The organism is Weissella sagaensis (genome assembly GCF_010306265.1).
Taxonomy (GTDB): Bacteria; Bacillota; Bacilli; order Lactobacillales; family Lactobacillaceae; genus Weissella; species Weissella sagaensis.
In genome coordinates, this window is the sequence record NZ_BLKA01000001.1 from 145,112 (window position 1) to 165,654 (window position 20,543).

The window sequence follows — 20,543 nt, forward strand, 5'->3', positions numbered from 1 at the left end:
TCCCCAAAAAGTATTTTTATTTTTTATATGTGGCACGATATGCTTTTGGAGACATACCGGTTAATTTTTTAAAACGATTAGTAAATGAAATATAAGTTTCAAAGCCAATAAGTTCTGCAATATTCTTGATCAATTTGTTTGTATGAATCAAATATTGTTTAGCCGTTTCTACCCTTAATTCTTCTAACAATTCCATTGGTGTTTTACCATAGACTTTTGTCATGACACGTGCAATGTAATTTACATGCAAATGGAAATTTTCTGACAAAAGATTATTATCAACATGTTCAGAAAGATGTTCTGCCAAATACAGATGAACTTTTTCAGCTAATAATGTGGTACGATCTTTTGCTATTCCCTGAGTATCGATATATTTCAAGAATTTCAAAAATAACTCTTCGGTATACCAAATACTATCGATACGGTGACTAGCGGTACTTTTTTGAATATCGTCCAGCAAATCAAATATTAGTTCTGGTTCAGCAATTTTTCCCAGTTTTGGTAATTGTAAAGTATACGACTTTTGATGGAAGTGTAATTCTGGAATTGGCAAATCTGACACAAAGCGCATCGGAAAATTGGCTTGTTGCCATCTAGAGTCTGTATAGATGTGCATCCAAAAGAAACTTGTTTCCTCTTCACAAGGTTGCCAAGAACCATGTTCTGCATTTGGAAGGAGTATAAACATTTCATTTTCATGAATCGTATATTGCTTTGAATCTTCACGTAAAAATAAAGTACCTTTTTTTACAAAAATTAAATCAAAAAAACCAATATTATAGCGATGCACATGACGCTGCCCTGCCTTGAACATCGTATAATTTCCTTCGATAAAACTTGGGAATGGTGGCATTGAAACCGAAATAATTTGTTGATTCATCTGTTTCCACCAATCCATCTTCAAAACGGATAATAGATAAGTTACTTAATATCAAATAAGTAATTTTGAGCTAATGTCGATTCAGTTAGTTGCTTGGTACCTGTGTCATCAATTAGCCAAAATTCTTTTTGGTATGGCGCAAAACTAATGACCTTAATTCGATTTTTTTGTTGTTCATATGTCCCATTAATGACTGACCAATGATTGTCCTGATGCACTAGATAGGTCCTTTGTCCAATCCCATCAAGATATGCAACTAGCTCCTCACCCATGTCCCAATCTGGCGTCTCGTTAGCGCTATTAAATAATTTTTTGAAGATACCACCATCTGAATAAAATGTTGACTGACCAAAGCGGTTACGAGACAAATCTGGTCGATTAAGATGTGGTCCGGCAACCGCATACGTTGATGCGGCCATCCCTTCATCTAATTTCGCTGTGGTAACTGAATTTGTATCATAACAATACATAATTGCTGCAGTTGCACGATAGCTAGCTTGTAAATAAGCAGGATTTTTTAATGCCTCATAAACTTTAAAAGTTGCTGCAGCAGTGACACCCCCCCATAGCGAGTGAATCATATATGCAAGTGCTTCCCACCAACGATCTGGGTTTTGTACTCGAAAGTCGTTTGAATAACCAATATTCGCTAATAATAATTGGCCATACATCCTTGCACCATCTTTAAAACCAGCTTCACTTAATGCACCAGCAGTTGGTCCAAAACCAGCATTATCAAAATAATGTTCCGTAATAGCAGCTTGATATGTTGTACGATTCTCATTAATTTTATTGGTGACTTGTTGCCAAAGGTTATTAATTTTTTCATAATAATCTGTTAAGCCATGTTGCTTCAACTTTTTGAGTAAATCTTGGATATATAGAAAATAAACACCCAACATACGTGCTTCTTCTTTCCCACGTTTAGTTTCATGAAAATCAGGATTAACACGTAACATAAAAACATCAGCAGCCCACTGTAAATAGTCCTCAGCTGAATTTAATAATAAGGTCTCATTATCAAAGTCTGATAATAGTAGGAACAAGTGAGCAATATATTCAAAATCCATACAACGATAGAAATCACCATATAAATTATTTGGCTTTTTAAAGTCACCATTAATAAACCATTTTGGACGCACATAATTTACCGCACTCGCTTCAACTTGTTGCACCTGTTGCTTATCTAAAGTTCCCATCAAATTTTTCTTCAAAACAAGACTTAACTTACCTAATGATTCACCTTGATTAGATATTGGTGTAAAAGCATATGGTGTTTTCCCATCTTTACCTTGGTACAATTTTTCCGAAATATATTTTACGCGTTTATCAATGACTTCGTTTAGTGGAGTCATAACATTTAAAACAACCGAATCTTGTGTACCATCTGAAAAATCAAAAACTATTTTATGTTCACCAAGCATAACTGGTTTAAATGATACTTGATATTGATTTGATAATTGTTGTTGAAATTGTAATTTTACTTCTTGTTTACCGCCTTCACCAGCATAAGCTATTACAGAAACTAATTCATGAGCATCCCCATTAACTGTTAGATAACTTGGTTGGTGCAAAATGTTCAATGGTTGATACGAGATTGTTGGTTGGCCTACTTTACTAGCGTTTTTATAAAATTCTTGCTCCGAGTCATTTTTTTTCATCACATAATGCCACGATATTGAGGCACTGGCTTTTACTGTAACCGGACTTTTATCATAAATCCAATCATTATTTTCAAAATGCTCATCATACCCACCTGCGAGAATGAGCTGATGAAACAGCATACCGTCTAACGAAGGTGAAACATTTTCAAAGAATAAATTATTATATGCTGCATAAGTTCCTATCGACAATGTTTGTCCATACGTTTGATAAATGCCAAGATTACCAGATTGATTATCGCGTCTCACTGCGTTAATTTTTGTAAAATCACGTGATATTGATGGATACACTGCTGCTGATTCATGAATGTTTTTTGCAACATTTTTATCTCGAAACATAACATATGCTAATGATAACCAAACACCAAAATTATTAATTTTAATATTCTCTGATGTTAAATTATCTAAACTAATATGCCAATTTAACTGATCCTCAATTGATAAATCATATTCAAATGTTACTTGTATTTTTTTTAATAATTCATAGGTAACCACTACTTGTTGTTGCTTCGTTATTACTTGCGGTTGATTATCAGTACTATTGATTGTTTGACCATCAATTGTAATCGTAAATTCACCAAATAATTTATCTGACTCATTAAATGACGCTTGTTTCAAATACTCATTATCAATAACCCAATTCATATGATAGGGATCATCTTTCATAACTAATGATTGTACATAACCTCGGGGATGTACCTGCATTTGCAGTTTATTATTCTCCATTTTTGACTCCTTTAGCCTCTTTTAATTAAGCTACCTCTGTAGTTTAGCACGTTAATGACAACGCTTACATCACCCATATACAACTAAAAGTTATATAATTTCACACAAAAAACCGTCCCTCTATGTTACTAGAGAAACGGTTATTTACATTTGTTATCTAACGTCAACTTTGTTAAATCAACATCATTTATTTTTCTGTCAAAATATAACGGTGAATCAACGCCCCAATAATCGAACCAACAAACGGTGCTGTTAGATATACCCATATGTCTTGCATAGCTAGACCACCAGCAAAGATTGCAGGGAACAATGAACGTACAGGGTTCATTGAAGCACCCGTTAAGTTACCAGCAACAAAAACTAGTAACGCAATCGTCAAACCAACAGCAATTGGTGCTTGTAGATTGTAAGTCTTAGTCTTAGGATCATTCAAAACCAAAATAACAACTAACAATACTGTCGTCAATATAACCTCAACGAAGAAAGCCATACCAGCTGAAATATTTGGAAATACTGTCGAATTCAAATGATTTTTAGCAACTTCTGTTGACCACTTCAAGCCAGCGCCATTTAGATAAGCTTGATAAGTAAACTTTAGAACAAACCCACCAATCAAACCACCTACTAACTGTGAAACAATATAAATGATTGTCTCTGTACCCTTCATTTGCTTGTTCAAAAAGTTCATAAAGGTTACTGCCGGATTAAAGTGAGCACCCGACAAAGGTCCAAAAGCATAAACCAATACAGCTAGCAAAACTCCCCATCCAATAGATGGTCCTAATAGGTCATTGTATCCGCCTCCCATAATAACTAAAGCGGGTCCAAAGAATACTAGTAATGCACTTCCAAAAACTTCCCCAAATATTTTCTTTTTCATTTTATTTACCCTTAAATAGCATCTTTAACCATGCTCAAGAATGCAGCAGGTTCGAGTGATGCACGCCCAATCAACAACCCATCGATATCTTCTAACCCAAGAATTTCCTTTGAATTTTCTGGTGTTACTGAACCACCATATTGAATCCGAATCTTGTCAGCAACTTCTTGTGTGAACAAGATTGCTAATGAATTACGAATTACTCGTCCAGCATGTTCGATTACTTCTAAGGATGGTGCTTCACTGGCACCAATTGCCCATGCTGGTTCGTAAGCAATAACAATGTTTTCTGCCTTAGCTTTATCAACACCAGCTAAGCCAACCGCAATCTCCGTTAAAGGTGCCATGTCTTCATCATCTGGATTATAACGTGTTGTATCTTCGGCGATAGCAACAACTGGTACCAATCCATTACGAAGCGAAGCCGTCACCTTTAAGCCCACTGATCCATTTGTTTCTTTAAACATCTTACGACGTTCATAATGACCAATAATTGATCCTGAAACATTGATATCAGCTAACGCAGCAGGTGAAGTTTCACCAGTATAAGAACCTTCGTCAGCCCAATGAATGTTTTCTGCAAACACATCTACTGGAATATCCAATTCTTGGCTGCGTTTTACCATTTCATGCAGGTAAATATCTTGTGCTGCAATACCGACTTGGACTTGTTTTGGATCAGGTAATTGCCCTTTAATCTCTTGCAAGAAGTCGTAAACTTCGGCTACTTTTTTGTTTGTTTTCCAATTTCCAACAATCAAAGGAACTCTCTTCGACATTATTCTGTCTCCTTCTTTAGCGCTCTTAGTTGTGCCTCATCACGTAAACGTGTATATTCTTCTGTCATCGCTTGTTTTGTTTCATCAGACCAGTCAAGAATTTTAGCCATCTCATTGATTACTGGTGTTTCAAGCCGATCTAGGTCTTCTGATTTAAACAATAGATAATTTGTACGACGCAAGAAGTAATCTATCGGACGCAAAACAAATTCTTTATCAATTGCATAATGCAACATACTTGTTTCAGCTACTGATAACTTAGGTGCTGAAACACCTGTTTTGATATATTCAATTATTTGCGGTGTGTTAGATCCATACAAGTTAGCAATTTCTTTAGCCTTAACTTCGTTAACATCATATTCTTCTAACATTTCAGCATACTTTTCAAGTTCAGCATCAACATTTTGGAAATCAAAATGACCACCTGACACTGGGTAGGTTGTTGAATCTACCGGTGTAATATCTGTTGCAAACTTATCAGCAAAAATTTCAGTTAAAGCTGTCAAAGTTTCTGAAGCCATCAAACGATAATCTGTTAACTTACCACCAGATACGTTAACAATGCCATTTTCAACCTTAATCTGGAAACCACGCGAGACACTTGAAGCACTCTTATCCCCACTGGTTAACTGCTTTAGTTGGTCATCAATTTCTTGACGTTCGATTTCATTATTAAAGTATTTATCTATGTTAGCACCAAGTTCATGCAAACTTTCATCGGATGCTGTCTTTTTAGTTGTATTACCATTATAATCACCTGCACCACCAATCAATGGTCGTAGCCCTGCCCAACTAGCTTGCACATCGTCAATTGTAATGTGTGCTTTAGGGAAGTGATTATTAATCGTTGCCAATAAGTAATCAACATCGACTTGTTCAACCTTTGGATGCAAATAATCACCAGTATAATCAGTATCAGTTGTTCCAAAATATGTTTTATTAGCACGTGGAATAACAAATATCATACGACCATCATGGAAACCAGAATCAAAGTATACTGTATTTGGTACTGGCAAACGATCTTGGTTAATAACTAAATGAACACCCTTAGTAGGACGAATGGTATCTTTTGTTTCTTCATCGGCAATTTTCGTAATTGTGTCATGCCATGGACCAGCTGCATTAATAACAACTTTTCCTTTAATATCAAATAACTCTTTCGTAAAAGTATCTTCAACACTAATTTTTTTGCCATCCCCATCTGCTACAACAGCAGTCGCCTTTAGATGACTAACAGCTACAGCACCATCATGAACAGCTTGTTTAATATTTTCAATTGTTAGACGGGCATCATTGTTTTGGTAATCTAAATAGATTGCTAATCCAACTAAGCCTTTATGATCTAACATTGGTAAATAATCACGGGCTTCTTCTGCTGACAATAAACGATGTACAAATGGACTATCTGCTGGCACTTCTGCCAACTTGTCATAAATTTCCATTGCAATTTCGGCGCTCATTGGTGTAAATGTTGCTTCAGCATCATCATAAAGCGGCATCAACATGTGTGCTGGTCGCGGAATATGTGGCGCAACATGTTGTACTCGTGCACGTTCACTCACTGTATCAGCAACAACATCAACATCGAAAGTCTTTAAGTAGCGAATACCACCGTGGACTAACTTTGTTGAACGACTACTTGTTCCTTCAGCAAAATCTTGCATATCAATAATGGCTGTTCGTAATCCAGAAGCTGCTGTTTGAAGCGCAATACCGGCTCCAGTAATTCCAGCACCAATAATAACAACATCAAAATCATTTTCTTTTAAATTTTCAATTGCTGCTATTCGCTGGCTACTTTTAAATCCCATTATTTTGTCCCCCGCTTCTTAGGCTTAAATGCCCGTGTTGCCTCCACAGCCAATTGCCATCCTTCATATAATTCTTCTGCATGATCATTTGCCATTTCAGGTTCAAATGATGTTGCTTGTTGCGTCATCGTCTTCAATTCATCAATATCTTTCCAGAATCCAACTGCTAGTCCTGCTAAGAAAGCTGAACCCATCGCTGTTGTCTCAACGTTAGCTGGTCGTGATACTGTCGTTTGTAGCAAATCTGACTGGAATTGCATTAGATAGTTATTCAACGAAGCACCACCATCTACGTGCAACTTAGCAATATCAAGATTTGTATCATGACGCATTGCTTCTACAACATCACGGCTTTGGTAAGCTAGTGATTGTAGTGTTGCTTTAACAAAGTCTTCACGCGTTGTTCCACGTGTCAAACCAAACACTGAACCACGAGCTTCTGAGTCCCAATATGGTGCCCCCAATCCAGTAAAGGCTGGTACAACATATACTTCGTCTTCATCAGTAGAAGACTTTGCCATCTCTTCACTTTCAGGACTTTGTTCGATAACTCGCATACCATCGCGTAGCCATTGCAATGCTGAACCAGCCACAAAGACTGAACCTTCAAGTGCGTAAGTTACTTTACCATCAATACCATAAGCAATTGTCGTTAACAAACCATTCTTTGAAATTTTTGCTTCGTCACCCGTATTCATAACGACGAAAGCACCAGTTCCGTAGGTATTCTTAACATCACCCTTATTAAGCGCTAATTGACCAAACAATGATGCTTGTTGGTCTCCTGCGATACCGGCGATTGGTACTTCAGCACCGAAGAAATGAACAGGAATAGCTTTTCCGTAAATTTCTGATGATTGGTGAACTTCTGGCAACATTTGAGCCGGAATATTCAATAGGTCCAAAAGTTCTTGGTCCCACTTCAAGTTTTTAATATCAAACATCATTGTACGTGAAGCGTTTGTGTAATCTGTAATGTGAACACTACCACCAGTTAGCTTCCATACCAACCATGAATCAATTGTTCCAAACAATAATTCACCATTTTCAGCACGGCTTTGTGCCCCGCTTACTTGATCCAAGATGAAACGAATTTTAGTAGCTGAGAAGTATGCATCCGGAATCAAACCTGTCTTTTCTTGAATCATGTCTTGGTAACCATCAGCAATTAACTTTTCTGCAATTGGTGCCGTTTGACGTGATTGCCAGACAACAGCATTGTAAATTGGCAATCCTGTTTCCTTATCCCAAACAATCGTTGTCTCACGTTGATTAGTAATACCAACTCCTTCAATATCAGTAGGTTGAATACCAGATTGAATCAAAGCGGTTGCAATAACAGCTTGAACAGCAATCCAAATTTCATTAGCATCTTGTTCAACCCAACCTGGTTGTGGATAAAACATTGAAATTTCACGTTGTGCAGATGCAATAACTTGACCCTTTTTGTTATAAATCACGGCACGTGTGCTTGTTGTTCCCTCATCAATTGATAGTACATACTTTGGCATAATAATATCCCCCCATTGGATAAACTAAAATTCTACTTAAATATTAATACTACATTTAAAAAACGTTTAAAATGTAAGCGTTTTCTTTCAACACATATAGCTTACAACGGAATAAAAAAATTCACAATGTTTAATTTTTATTCAAATTAACTTATTAAAAAATTCACAAAAAGGTCTTTTTTATTTTATTCATCACACCCAATTAAACTAAAGCTATGCCAAAAGTTGTCTCCTTGCAACGCATCAAACATTAGTTATACTACCGTGTGAAATAATTTTACATTTTTATCACGCCTATAATTCTTAACTTGTAAGTATTTAACAAATCAATATGAACTTTTTTTATAAAAACTTTTTTTCACAAAGTCATTTAGTCCCAAACAAACTAATTATGATCCCTTTACCTCATTTATTTGTCATCCACTCATTTATCATTTTACAAATTCAATATCTTTTTCATCACAAAAAAATAGCTGAACATATGTAATTTGCTCAACTATTTACCTTAATAATATTTTATTTTTGTTCAAGCGGTGCAATCATAGATTCAATATGCATGGTCATTAATTGTTCTGCTTCTACTGCATTATGCGTTGCAATCCCTGCTGAGATTAATTGATGATACAACGCAGCTTTTGTTCGCATTAATGGTAATGTATTGGTCATACGACGACCCGATATTTGATATTGTTCAATAGAATTAGACATCGTTTGTAGTGCAGGCTCTTGTGCCCCTTCTGCAATTAACTGATGAAATAATAAATCTGTTTTTAGAAAATCATCATGTATGTGCATTTCAGAGTCTAATTTGTTTGCTGCTGCCTCTAATTCGTTACATAAATGTTCATCTGCCTTTTGTGCACAATAATATGCTTGCTTTGGCTCTACTAACAAGCGTGCTTTTAACACTGACAGAAGCGACACATCTTGATTGACTGAAATCATTTGCGTTGCACTCGAATTAGGATCATTACGTAAATAAATTCCGCGCCCATGTTCAATACTCACAATATTTTTATTTTCCAAAGTATGTAGTACTTCTCGAATGGTCGTCACGCTGACCCCTAATATTTGTGCAAGTTGTTTCATCGATGGCAGTCTTTGGCCTGGTTGCCATTCACCATTTATTATTTTTTCCTTTAGTTCTCGTAATGCTTTTTCATAAATTGTCTCTTTATAAGCTTCCATTTTATAATCTCTCCTACCATCACGCTTATACTAATGGTACTTTATTTAAATGTTAAAAACCACTAATTAGCTAAACACTAATTAGTGGTTTTATAATTTATTACATAAAGACTGATAGCGTCATGACAGCTCCTAAACCAACTACCCCAATCACACAAGTTAATGGTGACCAAGCAGTTAGCGTTTCTTTCAAAGATAAATTAAAGTATTCTTTAACCATCCAGAAACCTGCATCATTAACGTGACCGCCAAATATACTACCAGCTCCAACTGATAATACCATTAAGGTCGGACTAACACCCGAAGCTGCAATCATCGGTGCTACTAAACCAGCACCCGTTAACGCAGCAACAGTTGATGATCCCAAACTAACACGTAGTAGAGCAGTAATTAACCAAGCAGCCAATAATGGTGACATGTTAATAGTAGCAAACATCTGTGAGATATAATCTGAGATGCCACCTGATACAAGTACTTGTTTGAAAGCACCACCACCACCAATAATAAATAACATCCCTGCAATTTGAATAATTGCATTTTCCACTGTTTGACCAATACGTTTCATACTAATATGCTGCTTAATTCCCATTGTATAAATGGCAAAAACTAATGATACCATCATTGCAAAATCAGGATTTCCAACTAAACCAAAAATATCGTGAGCCAAACTACCTTTGGCTACTGTAAATTCAAGAATCGTTGATATCCCAATTAAAATAACTGGCATCATAGCAGTTAATACACTAATACCAAACTTAGGTGTCTTATCTAAATCAAATTCTTCTATTTTACCTAAACGGGGATTTTCTGTCTGTATTTTGTACACTTGTGGATACAACTTACGTAAAAAGTGATTATAGACTGGTCCAGATACAATCACTGTGGGAATTGCAACAACAATTCCTAACAAAATAACGTGACCAATATTTGCCCCAAAGACTTGTGAAATAGCAGTTGGTGCCGGATGTGGCGGAATAAATCCATGCATAACATTTAACGTCGCTGCCATTGGAATGGCTAATGACATTAATGGCATTTTCAATTCACGCGCAATAATGAATATAATTGGCAACAACACTACTAAACCAACCTCAAAGAACAATGCTAGTCCAATGATAAATGATGCTAAAATTACGGCTATTTGAATTCGCTTACGCCCAAATTTTTCAATTAAAGTGTGGGCAATACGATGGCCACCACCAGCGTCTGAAACCAACTTACCAATCATTGATCCCATTCCAAACACAATAGCCAAACTACCTAGTTGATTACCTAAACCTTCCGTAATTGTTGTAGGGACTTTATCCAATGGGATTCCCAAGGCAAAGGCTACAACAAAGGATGTGATAATTAATGATACAAAAGTATTAAGCTTTAGCTTGGTAATCAAAAAGATTAACAATAAAACCCCTAATACTACTATTAGTAATGGCATGATTTTCCCCTTTTATTCTACAGATGATGATCAATTGTCAAAATTACTTACTAACGGCTAATAAAAATTCTTGTATTGAGTTGTCTAAAGCTTGTTCATCCATATTTTCTAAATCCTGTTTATTAAAGAAACTAGATCCGATACCCAAATATTCAGCACCTGCTGACATGAATGATTGACTATTTTTAATATCAACGCCCCCGACTGCCATAAGTCGTAATCCAGGCATTGGTCCAGAAATTTGTTTGAAAAAAACAGGACCTACCGTAATCGCTGGAAATACTTTAACAATATCCGCACCTTTATTGACTTCTGTTTGTATCTCTGTTGGCGTCATTGCACCAGGAACCGTAATCACATCATTTTGTTGTGCTAGTCGATAAATGTCCTCTGAAAAAGCTTGGGGTCCAAGCATAAATTTAGCACCTGCTGCAATTGCTTCTTGTGCCTGATTTGCTGTTGTAACTGTACCTACCCCAATGTTTACGCTGTCACCATACTGTTTATTACCGTCTGCAATAACTTTTAAATGATCTGGATTATTTGTCGTAACTTCAACCCCTACTTTTCCTTCATAACGGCTCAATAACTTTATAATAAGCATGGCTTGTTCATAACTATAACCACGCATAATTACTGTTAACTTTGGATAGTTTTCAATATTCATTATATTTGTCCCTCATTTTAAATAATGTCTCGCATCTTTGCGATTGCCATAATACCAACACTGGCTAATTCAGGTACATCAATTGTCAAAATATTACCAGTAAAATAATCATCGTTATTTAACAATACCTGTAGCGCATCACGAAGAGCAGGTTTACCAATAACCACAAAAGTATCATCTGCGTTAATATCAAACGCTTGTGTCGTTTTTATCGCTGTAACATCATTTTGTAAAACAACACCCAACAAATAATTAGCCATTTGATTACGCGTGTAATTGGTATACAAATCTAATAATCGAACCGTAAACGCTGCTCGTCCCAATCCATTTTTGGCACAACTCTCAGCACCAAGAGCTAGTGTTTTGACATCAAGTTCATCTGAAAAATTATGCTTTAGTGAGTCTGATAAAATTGAATCTTTGGTTAATAATGAAATTAATTCACCAGCCATTGATGTAATAGAACCGGCAATTTTACCGTCCTCATCAATTTTAATAAATTTTGTATGAGAACCAGGCAATACTAGAATAAATGGCTTTTTGGCCTGTAATTGCGTTAATGCCCCAAATGCCTCAACCTCTTCACCACGCATGACATCCATTTGATCAATATTTTCAGATGTGATTGTTTGGACGTCATTTTTGACACCTGGTACAAACCAAATTGGTTGCGAACAAACTTCTGGAATCATAATCTTTTCCATATTGGCTGCCAAATCACTCATGCTTACCGGCGCTGATTGATGTGGTATCTCAGCTAATCCTAAATTAGATGTAATCATCCCTGACGCTATAAATTTAACATCTGAATTCAATTCAACTTGAGCTGTTGTTAATAATTCATCAATTGCTGATTTAATTGTTTGATGTAAGGTATCCTTACTACCTGTAATAGATGTACTTTTCACCCCAACAGGTCGTGCAACTTTGGCAATTTTTTTACCATCTTGCCAAAGCATCACTCTTGTATTTGTGGTTCCCGTATCAATCGTTACTAGGTTCATCATACTTAAACACCTTTCTGCTTACCACTCAGCAATAGAGCCGTCTTCGTGACGCCAAACTGGGTTATGCCAATTTGTGGTTTCTTTTGCCTTTTCACGAACTAACTCTTCATTAACTTCGACACCTAAGCCTGGTAAGCTTGGAATCTTTACCATACCGTTTTCATATTCAAATACTTCTGGATTTTTAACATAATCCAACAAATCATTAGAAGCGTTGTAGTGAATACCTAAACTTTGCTCTTGGATAAATGCATTATAAACCGTAGCATCAACCTGTAAACAAGCTGCTAAAGCAATCGGTCCAAGTGGGCAATGGAAGGCAACCGCCACATCATACGCTTCAGCCATTGAGGCAATTTTTTTACATTCGGTAATTCCACCAGCATGTGATAAATCTGGTTGAATAACATCTGCATCACCTGACTCTAATAGTTTCTTAAAGTCCCAGCGAGTAAACATTCTTTCACCCGTAGCGATTGGGGTTTTTGATAATTGACCAATTTTACCAAGTTCTTCATTATTTTCTGGTAAAACAGGTTCCTCAATAAACATTAAGTTATAAGGTTCCAATTCTTTTGCCAAAACTTTTGCCATTGGCTTGTGAACACGTCCATGGAAATCAACTGCAATACCGAAATAAGGGCCACAGGCTTCTCTAATAGCCTTAACGCGCTCAACAACTTCTTGAATTTTTTCATAACTATCAATCATTTGTAGTTCTTCAGTGGCATTCATCTTTATTGCTGTGAAACCAGCATTTTTACGTTCCAATGCAGCCTCACCAACATTACTTGGTCGATCACCACCTACCCAAGAATAAACTTTGATACTATCACGGACGGCACCACCCATTAATTCATAAACAGGTTGTCCTAATGCTTTACCTTTGATATCCCACAAGGCTTGGTCAATACCCGCAATCGCACTCATTAGAATGGGACCACCACGATAAAAGCCGCTACGATACATTTTTTCCCATGCATCTTCAATACGGAATGGATCAGAACCAATCAATGAATCCATTAGTTCATGAACAGCAGCTTCTACGGTTGCAGCACGTCCTTCGATAACGGGTTCTCCCCAACCACTAACGCCTTCATCTGTTTCAACTTTTAAAAATAACCAGCGTGGTGGTACAGCAAATGTTTCATAGTTTGTAATTTTCATGATTTAACTCCAATAATTTTTATTTTAGTAAAAGATATTATCTATTTAATTAAGATAGTATCTTTATCAACAGAATCATTGTAACCGTTTTCAATATAGTGTGTCAAGCATTAAAAGCAAACCAAATAGGCTATAACAATTATTGACGTCATGAAATAGATATTATCTTTCTAAGTCTATTTGGAAAAAGAAAATCTAATAACCACTTAATAAACACATTAAAATAAAACTGGTCGGAAAAATTTCAGTTCAATCCCGAAATCTTTCCGACCAGTTATCTGATTAAATTACCTAACAATTTTTGACGTTCAATTCATTATTATTTTTTTTTTTTAATTTTAAAATAATATCTAAGTAAAACACCTATAAATATTATTAATAATATTAAACTTGTTATTTGCCTATTTTCTATAAAAGGCTTTACAAAAAAATCTGTGAACAAACTGCTAATCAAAATTAATATAAAAACACTACCAATTGCGCTTGATGCATACTCAAATGCTTTTAAATATATTGATTTCATCTTGTCCTTTCGCAATTATTGTTGACCAGCTTTTAGTACTGAACCCGCATAATAGTTATAATCAAACCAAATACCATTTTTAATATTGCTTGCTGCTATACCCGCAATACTCATAGCAGCAATAATCGCTTTAGTCGGTGCATATACGCCACCAATTGCAAAGCCAACTTGCAAAGCATTTCTTAAATCTGCTGCTTTAATCCATATGCGCGCGTAATTCCAATAAAATTTAATGGCTGTTTTACCAGCTGCACGTCCATATTGCGTTATTAATATCATCTCTCCATTATTTGGATCAACTACAGAAATATCTGTATTAACATCCTTATCATCCGAAATAGCAAGTGAAATTTGTTCATTTGTGTTTTTCACCTGTACAATAACTGATTGATATTCTACACTCGTCAACTGTTGATGCAAACTATCATCAACATAAAACTGATTTGTACGATTGTTAAAATTAATGTACCTATCTGAGATATCAACTACCCGATTAGACAATTGAGAAGTTGATCTTTGTTCAGTGTCAATTGAACTTGCATTTACAGAAATGCAAGAATTAGTTGATATTGTACTAATCCCCAAAATGGCAACACTAGATATAACAATTGGTTTAATATATTTTAACACGATATATTCCTTCTTTTTGATACAAATATAAGCATACAGACGGTTAATTCATTAACAAACTAACCTGGATTAAAAATAACATAAATATAAATTAAATTTATTGAATTATTACCTTTTTTTACATTATAAAAAAATGTGATAATGAAATGTATTAATGAACTACAAAAAACACTAAGTAAAATTAACATATGGATACTTTGATTGCGTGACATATAAAAAGACTCCTAGAGGTTATTGGTAAAGGAATCATCTTCCTTCTTCCATCAATATCTCTAGGAGACTAAAGCATACTATCTAAATTCCACAATCTATTTCACAAATCTACATCATTATCCAAAGAAGCTAGTAATTTTTTCTGCATCTAAGTCTTTTAAAATTTCAACAGTCAACTCAACTGCATGTTGGAAATCATCTAATGATGCCCAGTTATACGCTGTATGTTCATAACGCACTGGAATACCAATCACGATGGTCGGCGCACCGTTCCAGTATTGAATAGGCGCACCATTTACACCACCACCAGTTCTTACTGAACGCGTATATGGAATATTGTGTTCATCTGCAATCTTAGCTGCATATTCCTCAAATAATGGATTTGCAATAAATGACGTATCCATATCACGTAACATTGGGCCGCGCTTCAAACCAGTCTGAATTAACCAATCTTCTTCAAATGTGTCATCACATGGACATCCTTCAAATACAATTGCCAGATCAGGAGAAATTTTATTTGCCGTCACCTTTGCACCACGTGTACCAACTTCTTCTTGTGTTGATAGTGCGACAGCGACATCAACATCTAAGCTTTGACCATGCACTTGGTCTAGTACATCAACTAACGCTGCTGATCCAACCCGATTATCAAAATCCTTGCCAAAGAATAGTCGGGTTGATGGATAGTACTCACAATCAACATCAGGAAAAATTGGACAGCCTGTATCAATCTTAAAATGCTTAATCGTTTCATCACGACTTGTTGAACCAACATCAATTGACATCTCAGCAATCTTTGGCACCTGCTTCTTCTCCTCATCCGTCATAAAGTGTGGTGGCTTACTAGCAACAACACCTCTAATATATTGACCCTCTTTATTACGCACTCGCACCCGTGTTGTTGGGACATTAGTTGGTGCCCAACCACCTAATGTGACGAATTTAATCAAACCATTGGGACGTACAGCTTGTGCAATAAAGCCAACAGAATCAGCATGGGCATCAATTTGCACCACCGGCTTTTGACCCGTATTTTCCGTGCGATCAACGTAACTATTAAAGATACCATCACGGCTAACTTGTCCGTAAGGCGTAGCACGCTCTTCAAAATACTTTGCTACTTCAGTCTCAAAACCTGGTACCCCATTTAAGTCAGAGAATGCTTTTACTAATTCAATCTGTTCTTGTTCTTTCAAAATTTACCCCCTAATATATACTCATTATTTACCCGTTACATAAGCTAGCTTGTAACTATAATGTCCGTTAATTTGGTTATAACCAATGCCTTTTAGACGTGGGTTAACTAAGTCCTCATTATTTGTTTGATAAATTGGTGTAACAACTTGATCCTTCATCAAAATCTTTTCAGCCTTCACTAAATCATTCCAACGCGCTGTTTTATTAGCTGCATTCTTATTCAATGAATCTGTAATGGCTTGATCATATGCCTCATTTTTCCAACCAGTATGGTTTTGCGCACTATCACTTGGGAAAATTTGCAAGAAAGTATACGGATCAGCAAAGTCAGCTGACCAACCCTGGAATGAAATATCAAAGTTACCTGCATTAACAGAAGCAATGCGGCTCTTCTGTGGTACCTTTTGCAATGTCAATTCAAGCTTGGGTAAGTTTTTTTGTAGTTGATCTTGAATAAAGACAGCAACTTGCTCAGAAGCACTTGCATCAGCAGTAATCACCGTTGCACTAATTTTATCTTTGCCAACTTCTTTTAGACCTTCAGCAAATAACTTCTTTGCTAACTTTGGTTTATACTCTGCCGTATTTTTAACCTTTGTCGCATCATAGAAATCTTCCTTGCCATTTGGTTTTGTGGCGACTTGACGTGGGACAAAGCCAGCAGCTGGTTTTGAACCATTCTTTAAAATTCTTTCAGTTAATTGCTTACGATTAATTGAAAGTGAAATGGCTTGGCGAATCTTTGCATTCTCCAGACCATTATTCTTTTTCAAATTATATTGCAAGTACGATGTTGCAGCTAAATTACGTTTCACAACATCTTTATGCTTTGATAATTGTTGTGCTTGCTCGCCAACTAACGTCATTTGATCTAACTTCTTAGTTTGATATAAATTATAAGCAGTTGAAGGATCTTTAATAACTGAGTAATTAATCTTGCTCAACTTAACATGCTTTTTATCCCAATAGTAGGGGTTTTTATTTAACGTCCATTGCGTTGTCGAACCAGACCAGCCCTTACTTACAAACGGTCCATTATATAGCGTTGTTTTAGATGATGTTCCATATTTATCACCCTGTTGTTCAACGAACTTTTCATTCAATGGCGCTAATGTTTCACGCGCCAAAATCATTTTAAAGTACTCTTGCGGTGCCACTAACTGAATCTGTAATTGATGCTTATCAGTTGCCTTAACGCCCAAAGTATCCGGTGTCTTTTCACCATCTTGAATTGCTTTAGCATTTTCAATGTTATCGAATAAATAAGCATACTCACTAGCCGTCTTTGGATCAACAGCTCGTTGCCATGCGAAAACAAAGTCTGCAGCCGTTACTGGATCACCATTACTCCACTTAGCATCTTTGCGAATATCAATTGTGTATGTTTTTTTATCCTCAGAAATCTTCGTCTTTTGTGCTAAAGCTTTCTGTGGTCGTCCTTTACTATCATAAACATACAAACCTTCTGTAATATTATCTAACTGTGTAAAAGCATTTAATTCTGTTGCCTTTGCAGTATCCAACGATGAAATTTCAGTACTAGAATACGTACTAATAACCTGTTTCGCCTTGGCATCAGCTGTATGCGTTACTACCCCAATTCCAGCGATGACACTCGTCGCTAGTACGGCCGTCTGCCAGCCTATTTTATTAATTCCCATTAACCTTACCCCTCTAACAAAAAAATTGCCCAATAAATTAAAAATTTTTAATTTTCTAAATTATATCTAATATTTTGGGAGTAAGCAAGCGTATTAATCACTTATAAATCATAAGGAAGCGCACGTTTTATAAAAAATATCATTAAAAAAAGTAGCCATAACCCTTAAGTTATAGCTACTTTTTAATTTATTTCTAATTTAAAACACTAGGTAACGCTTACTTTATTTTGGCAATACTTCAACTGTTGCATTTCTTGTTTTTTCTGAGAGCATTGGCGCAACATATGGACTAGGGTCATATTTGACATGGTATGCCTCATCAATTTTATCTAAAATTGTTGGATCCTTTTCTGATTTAAAAATCACATTCAAACGCTCACCATTTGACACAATATTACCGTCATGTTGAGCCACTGCACTTTGATACCATGATGAATGTACACCATTATAAGCACGAACAAACAAACGTCCATCCACAACAACAGACCAAATCCAAGTAGGTGTGCCGGCTACCCCACTAGCACGAAATGGCGCAATATGAAAATCATCATGATCGTTAAAATATGTTAATCGTTCTTTATTCCAAGTCATATTATCCCTCCATAGCTACAGTATAAACCATTTAAATAATATTCACCTATTAATTACTTTTCAGGAAATATAAACGTCAACTTAGCTTTCGGATTAGTTGCCGTAACAATATTTCGATAAAAATCCGTTGTTGATTGCTCCAATAAATCATTATATTTAGCAACATATTTTTGTTTTGATTTTGTATCTAACACTTTATTAATCATTTCAGTTTCACTAACATCAGCAGTAAATGAACTAAAAACACCATTATGCTCATCTAACACCTTAAAGTTAGGATTGCTGTAACCAATAAAAATAAATTTTTTAACAGTTATTTTATAAGTATTATCTCCAGTTGCCGTTATTTTGACATCTTTCCCATCAATACCCAATTCAGCATCAAATGATGCTTGCATAATTTTTTGACGATTAGTACCAACAATATCTTGACCAAATAGTTTAGTTGTCCGTTTTTCATTTAAAATTTCAGATAACCCTAAATTAACCATAACAATTTTTTTCTCTTTGGTTAATGATTTAACAGTCAAAGTATCTTGTGATACGGTTTGCGTTTTAGGCGTTAAATTACTTTTATTATTCTGATGGCTGATTTTATATGAAGCCAATGCAATACCTGCCCCTACCAAGAGACTAATAATAATCCCTAAAACAAAGCCGAATCTAACTGGCTTTCTAATATGTCTTTTTATCAAAAGAATTCACCTATTTTCATCTTATTCATTTCATTATATAAAAAATGGTGAATAAAAGCATTATCAACTATTTTTACTTCAAAAAATCACGGGCAATATCTTGATAAGCATTGATTAATTTCAAATAACTACTAATCGTTGTGTACTCATTTAATTGATGAGTAACTGCATCACCATCAGGGCCAAAAATAACTGTTGGTAAACCAACATTATTCTTCACAAAAACGCTTGCATCCGTTGCACCATTCATAATGGTTAATTCAACTTGGCGATCATCAAATGATTTTTGTGCTGCCCGTTGCACCGTTTGAATAAATTCATTATCTTGTTGTGTTTCAACAGCTTCAAAATTATGAATAATTTCCAATTCAAGTTTGGCATCATATAAATCATTTAATTGATCAATGGTCTCTTGAATTCGTAAGATAACTTTAGCATTATTAAACGCTTCTGTTGGTCGAATATTTCCTTGTAACTCTGCTTGCGCAGGAATTGTATTGACTTGCTCACCCCCACGAATAACAGTAATACTATGTTGCACTTTACCCAAATAAGGGTCTTGTGGTGCATCATCAAACAAATCCTTTTCCAAGTTAATATAGTTTACTAATCCTTGAATCGCATTAACACCACGTTCTGGTGTTGAACTATGAGCAGCTTTACCAGAGCTTTTAATACGATAATTAAAACTACCAGAATGGGCATAAATAATTTGGGCATCGGTTGCTTCTCCAATTACTAGAGCATCAGCATCATCAATTGCATGTTGCTCGTTCAACCGATAAGCACCTTGTGCACCATACTCTTCGCCTGCTGTCACAATCAAACGCAACGTTCCATTCAAATTCACATCAGAATTTTCATACAATTCAATTAATGCAATCACTTCCGCAGCTAGACCACTCTTCATATCAGCAGCACCACGTCCGTACAATTTATCCCCATCAATATGTGCTTCAAATGGACTATACTCCCAAGCTGATGCATCATCAATTGACACCGTATCTTGATGTCCGGAAAATACCAGTGTTTTAGCATCAACACCATGATTGCCTATTTCTGCTTGCAAGTTAGCACGATTCTCGCCAAACTCATCAATATTTGCTTTAATACCGTGATCAGCTAATAATTGTTGCAAATACTTAGCAACCTCAATTTCATTACCATTGACTGTATTGATGTTAACTAAATCCTGTAAGATTTTAATTTTTTCTGCTTTTTCCATTGTAAAATGCTCCCCTTTAAATTTACCATTATGCATAAAAAAACTTCCACCCCTTTATAAAAAGGGTGAAAGTTTCACTGTACCACCTTAATTCCA

Annotated in this window: 17 protein-coding genes; all 17 read right to left on the reverse strand. The window is 35.7% G+C overall.

The features are described from left to right. Positions 1 to 16 precede the first annotated feature (16 nt). Positions 17 to 880 carry a helix-turn-helix domain-containing protein gene (locus G7Y65_RS00725; RefSeq protein ID WP_165314479.1) on the reverse strand — a complete coding sequence of 288 codons (864 nt, stop codon included), beginning with the start codon at positions 878 to 880 and terminating at the stop codon, positions 17 to 19. A gap of 41 nt (positions 881 to 921) precedes the next feature. Then, complete coding sequence (locus G7Y65_RS00730) at positions 922 to 3,267, reverse strand: hypothetical protein (RefSeq protein WP_042491756.1); 2,346 nt, start codon at positions 3,265 to 3,267, stop codon at positions 922 to 924. Between the two features lie 187 nt (positions 3,268 to 3,454). Next, positions 3,455 to 4,147 (reverse strand): MIP/aquaporin family protein, encoded by a 693-nt coding sequence (locus tag G7Y65_RS00735; protein WP_042491758.1) that lies wholly within the window; start codon positions 4,145 to 4,147, stop codon positions 3,455 to 3,457. Between the two features lie 11 nt (positions 4,148 to 4,158). Then, entirely contained in the window at positions 4,159 to 4,926 is a 768-nt protein-coding gene (gene tpiA, locus G7Y65_RS00740; RefSeq protein ID WP_042491759.1) for a triose-phosphate isomerase, read from the reverse strand. Continuing rightward, positions 4,926 to 6,737, reverse strand: coding sequence for an FAD-dependent oxidoreductase (locus G7Y65_RS00745; protein ID WP_042491761.1), 1,812 nt, complete (start codon positions 6,735 to 6,737; stop codon positions 4,926 to 4,928). The genes tpiA and G7Y65_RS00745 overlap by 1 nt, the downstream gene beginning before the upstream one ends. Then, positions 6,737 to 8,251, reverse strand: coding sequence for a glycerol kinase GlpK (glpK, locus tag G7Y65_RS00750; RefSeq protein ID WP_170999646.1), 1,515 nt, complete (start codon positions 8,249 to 8,251; stop codon positions 6,737 to 6,739). The genes G7Y65_RS00745 and glpK overlap by 1 nt, the downstream gene beginning before the upstream one ends. Before the next feature lie 513 nt (positions 8,252 to 8,764). Beyond that, the gene (locus tag G7Y65_RS00755) at positions 8,765 to 9,436 is read right to left on the reverse strand and encodes a FadR/GntR family transcriptional regulator (protein WP_165314480.1); all 672 of its coding nucleotides are present in this window, start codon (positions 9,434 to 9,436) and stop codon (positions 8,765 to 8,767) included. 100 nt (positions 9,437 to 9,536) lie between these two features. Then, entirely contained in the window at positions 9,537 to 10,871 is a 1,335-nt protein-coding gene (locus G7Y65_RS00760) for a gluconate:H+ symporter (protein ID WP_042491766.1), read from the reverse strand. A 43-nt stretch (positions 10,872 to 10,914) separates the two neighbouring features. Beyond that, positions 10,915 to 11,538 (reverse strand): bifunctional 4-hydroxy-2-oxoglutarate aldolase/2-dehydro-3-deoxy-phosphogluconate aldolase, encoded by a 624-nt coding sequence (locus tag G7Y65_RS00765; RefSeq protein ID WP_137600412.1) that lies wholly within the window; start codon positions 11,536 to 11,538, stop codon positions 10,915 to 10,917. A gap of 17 nt (positions 11,539 to 11,555) precedes the next feature. Then, positions 11,556 to 12,545 (reverse strand): 2-dehydro-3-deoxygalactonokinase, encoded by a 990-nt coding sequence (locus G7Y65_RS00770; RefSeq protein ID WP_052348364.1) that lies wholly within the window; start codon positions 12,543 to 12,545, stop codon positions 11,556 to 11,558. Positions 12,546 to 12,563: 18 nt separating this feature from the next. Continuing rightward, positions 12,564 to 13,712 carry a galactonate dehydratase gene (dgoD, locus tag G7Y65_RS00775; RefSeq protein ID WP_137600411.1) on the reverse strand — a complete coding sequence of 383 codons (1,149 nt, stop codon included), beginning with the start codon at positions 13,710 to 13,712 and terminating at the stop codon, positions 12,564 to 12,566. Positions 13,713 to 14,250: 538 nt separating this feature from the next. Continuing rightward, the gene (locus G7Y65_RS00780; protein ID WP_042491772.1) at positions 14,251 to 14,865 is read right to left on the reverse strand and encodes a hypothetical protein; all 615 of its coding nucleotides are present in this window, start codon (positions 14,863 to 14,865) and stop codon (positions 14,251 to 14,253) included. 329 nt (positions 14,866 to 15,194) lie between these two features. Then, a complete protein-coding gene (locus tag G7Y65_RS00785) occupies positions 15,195 to 16,274 on the reverse strand; it encodes a M42 family metallopeptidase (RefSeq protein ID WP_042491773.1) in 1,080 nt (359 codons plus the stop codon). Positions 16,275 to 16,298: 24 nt separating this feature from the next. Next, positions 16,299 to 17,936 carry a peptide ABC transporter substrate-binding protein gene (locus G7Y65_RS00790; RefSeq protein ID WP_137600410.1) on the reverse strand — a complete coding sequence of 546 codons (1,638 nt, stop codon included), beginning with the start codon at positions 17,934 to 17,936 and terminating at the stop codon, positions 16,299 to 16,301. Between the two features lie 222 nt (positions 17,937 to 18,158). Then, a complete protein-coding gene (locus tag G7Y65_RS00795) occupies positions 18,159 to 18,527 on the reverse strand; it encodes a DUF2255 family protein (protein WP_042491776.1) in 369 nt (122 codons plus the stop codon). A gap of 53 nt (positions 18,528 to 18,580) precedes the next feature. After that, positions 18,581 to 19,222, reverse strand: coding sequence for a hypothetical protein (locus G7Y65_RS00800; RefSeq protein WP_137600409.1), 642 nt, complete (start codon positions 19,220 to 19,222; stop codon positions 18,581 to 18,583). 73 nt (positions 19,223 to 19,295) lie between these two features. Continuing rightward, positions 19,296 to 20,447 (reverse strand): ArgE/DapE family deacylase, encoded by a 1,152-nt coding sequence (locus tag G7Y65_RS00805; protein WP_137600408.1) that lies wholly within the window; start codon positions 20,445 to 20,447, stop codon positions 19,296 to 19,298. Between the last annotated feature and the right edge of the window lie 96 nt (positions 20,448 to 20,543).